Source organism: Vibrio sp. 10N.222.49.A3 (assembly GCF_041475145.1).
Lineage (GTDB): Bacteria > Pseudomonadota > Gammaproteobacteria > Enterobacterales > Vibrionaceae > Vibrio > Vibrio tasmaniensis_A.
This window is the reverse complement of the sequence record NZ_JBFRVM010000057.1, coordinates 1-2,702: the sequence shown is the minus strand read 5'-3', so window position 1 is coordinate 2,702 and position 2,702 is coordinate 1. Positions and strand designations below refer to the sequence as shown.

Here is a 2,702-nt window from a genome sequence, read left to right as displayed (position 1 = left end):
GACGTTGAACATAGTGGTCAACGACTTTACAGCGTCTGTCTCGCTTGCATTTGACGAGTACTGAATGAGTGCACTCTTCGAGCGTTACAGACTGTACGGATTGACCTTTAAAATTAAATAGAGCGGACGATAATAACGACAAACTACAACACTAAGATATAAGACAGGAAGTAATTATAAATCAATGCTTTATTGATTTTATTGTTAATTTATAGACTCATCTAAGCGGAGAAGAGCCGCGCAGGTAATTCTAGTGGTTGCGACGTTATTGCAGTCAAACATGAATTTAATGGTAAAAATGACTTAAGTGGCGCATTGAAATCCATTAGTGCATACGATGAGGTGTTCGTATAACAAGTATTTAAGGTTTCAAGATACTTTTTCTAATCTTGTATAAACAATTTAGGGCTATAGGTCTAAATCGTTTTTGTCCAGAACCTTTACAGTTGGCACTTCGTAACTCTGTGACTGATGTATCGTTATACTTTTCTATGAAGTGTTGAATTGCTTGTATTTGGTAATCCCTGCTAACAAGCCTCTCATTATAGGAAGTTACTTGCTGGGATCGTCAGCACCTTACAGCGTGCTTCGATTCACTTGTTTGTTAAGTTGATACTTCAAATATTCAGGTAGAGAGCAAACGCTCCCGAAGGAGCGATTGTAATCATACTAGGTTGAGTCTGTGGTTGGACTCTATTTCATCAAGGAACGATGGTTCGACACCTACGTCTCTTGCTATTTCTCGCCATGTTGTCACGGTGGCATGAACCTCACTTAAAATAGCTTCTGCCTCACCTTGTAGCGATGGAGGTACGACTCCTAGTAAGTCTTGTTTGGTAAAATTGTCTCGCTTACCGTTGATCGACATTTGATGGCTCTCTACCCAAGGCGATCCGGGTTTGTAGCTATATGCTAGATCGAATGCTGGCGCGAGTTCCCACTTGTTCGCACTATTGATAACGAATCCCCAGTTTTTTGTGTGGTCATCGTGGTTACGGGCAATCACGTTAAAGGCCATGCGTCTAAACACTTCAAGTGCTGATAGTCGATCAAGTCTCAGTGAGCGCAATAGGGTGAAGAGTTCTTCATAACTGTAACCGCCAGGTTGTTTGAAATCTGCGTGATCCGTAGCGCATAAAGATTGATAATGCACTTTTTCGTTTCCAACGCGGTCAAATCGTTTTGTCATGAAGTGAGCACGCCCGTTTTCTTTTAATAATTCACAATGTGAGATATCGATACCGGCTTTTTTGGCCATTAAGTAATAGGCATATTCCATTAAGCCAAAGCCCTTAGGATCACCAAATACCTCACTAGTGGAGGAGCGTTCGACAACGCCATCAAACTTTAATAGGAAGTGTTCGAAGCCTTTGGGAGCATTTACCTGACCTGAGCGTATTTGCGTGCGATCTGAGTTGACTGCGATAACAGCTTTAGCTCTAGCACCGCCAGCTGAGGTGCCGACTTGAAGGATTCCAGTTAAGGCCTGCTCCGCTTCCTGCTCATTGATGATGGTTTCATCTAGGTTGTTTCTTTCGTCAAGGACGAGTTGCGCCATTGCCACAAGTGAGTCGAATTTAATTGATTCATCTTGTTTTTTATTCGTGTCAGCTAATGCGGGTGTGTACTCAAGAGCTCCCATACCTCGTGAACCGGTATAGAGCAGTCTTTCCAATGCACTGAAAGATTGTGGGTCTCGGCCCTGGCGTGCAAGCCAGGCATTGATTACGGCATTACCAAAGTCATCGGGTAGAGTATCTGCGAAGGCTGCAGGCAGGCCTTTATAGGTTGGATAATTCAGAGTGGGAAAACTAAACGTGCCAGCCTCAAGAGGGAGTCTTTGTGAAATGGCAAACCCAGTTTTTAGCCACTCATCGAAGTATTCAAAGCTAACGATTCCGGTCGTGGCATCTTCAGCTAGAGCTCCGACATCTTTACCGAATATACTGACTTTTGCTGTGTCGTATTTCTTGCCTACCAATCTAAGTCCTCCTCTTTAGGTTGTTGTGGCGTTGAGGCCGGCTTTACCCTTTGGCGTACTTTCCCTTTCATTTTGAGAAGTTGTACTGGGCTAATTCCAGGGTCTGGTAGGAAAGATTCAATGCCTTCCAATGAATCTAACACTCTGAGTACCTTGATGACGTTTATTAGGGTTGATCTACCCTCTATCATATTTTGGTATGTTGACCGGCTGATTCCGGCCTTTTTAGCTAACTGTGCTTGAGTAAGTGACGAACGGTGATCGAGTCTTCGTCTTTCGATTCGACGACCAAGTTCACTGATCAGTGCTTCATCTGACATTGTGTATATATTCGACTTAATCATAATGACCTAAAATTCAATCGTTAATTTAGTTTAATATAGATTATGACTTAAAAGGCAGTCATTACAAATCAATGATAACAAAAAAACATCAGAGAATGTAATGCCTTTAAAAGCGGTCATAGTGAGAATTTATAACACATAGTGACCGTAAAAAAAGGCATTAAGAGTTCGCTTTGTGTTTATTATACAAGAAAAAGCCCCGCATGCGAGGCTATTAGTCTTAATCCATTAGGGTGCCGTTTGGTGATTCGTCGTAATAGAGAACTCTGAGTAGCTTGTGCTTCTATCTGACTTAACTTGTTTTCCCGCCCGATAGTTGTGTCCCAACCTTCACATAAGTCGCTTTGTAACGCAGTTATGTCCAAAACCTTCACAGG

The 2,702-nt window shown here is 42.3% G+C and carries 2 protein-coding genes and 2 pseudogenes; 1 reads left to right on the top strand and 3 read right to left on the bottom strand.

Annotated features, from left to right (window positions below; all coding sequences use genetic code 11):
- Window positions 1-142 (bottom strand): annotated as a pseudogene (locus AB4589_RS11915) (ISL3 family transposase); the annotation flags it as partial.
- Between the two features lie 98 nt (window positions 143-240).
- Here AB4589_RS11915 and AB4589_RS11910 point away from each other — a divergent pair.
- Window positions 241-354, top strand: a pseudogene (locus AB4589_RS11910) (HAD family phosphatase); the annotation flags it as partial.
- 310 nt (window positions 355-664) lie between these two features.
- Here AB4589_RS11910 and AB4589_RS11905 read toward each other — a convergent pair.
- Both AB4589_RS11905 and AB4589_RS11900 read right to left on the bottom strand, forming a co-directional pair.
- Window positions 665-1,981: a type II toxin-antitoxin system HipA family toxin gene (locus tag AB4589_RS11905; protein WP_102537271.1), complete on the bottom strand. Its 1,317-nt coding sequence runs from the start codon at window positions 1,979-1,981 to the stop codon at window positions 665-667.
- Complete coding sequence (locus tag AB4589_RS11900; protein WP_017082657.1) at window positions 1,975-2,325, bottom strand: helix-turn-helix transcriptional regulator; 351 nt, start codon at window positions 2,323-2,325, stop codon at window positions 1,975-1,977. Before AB4589_RS11900 ends, AB4589_RS11905 begins: the two co-directional genes overlap by 7 nt.
- Window positions 2,326-2,702: the final 377 nt, after the last annotated feature.

Bases quoted from the DNA above. Each gene is read 5' to 3' on its own strand.
- AB4589_RS11900 (WP_017082657.1), bottom strand. From the start codon at position 2,325: ATGATTAAGTCGAATATATACACAATGTCAGATGAAGCACTGATCAGT.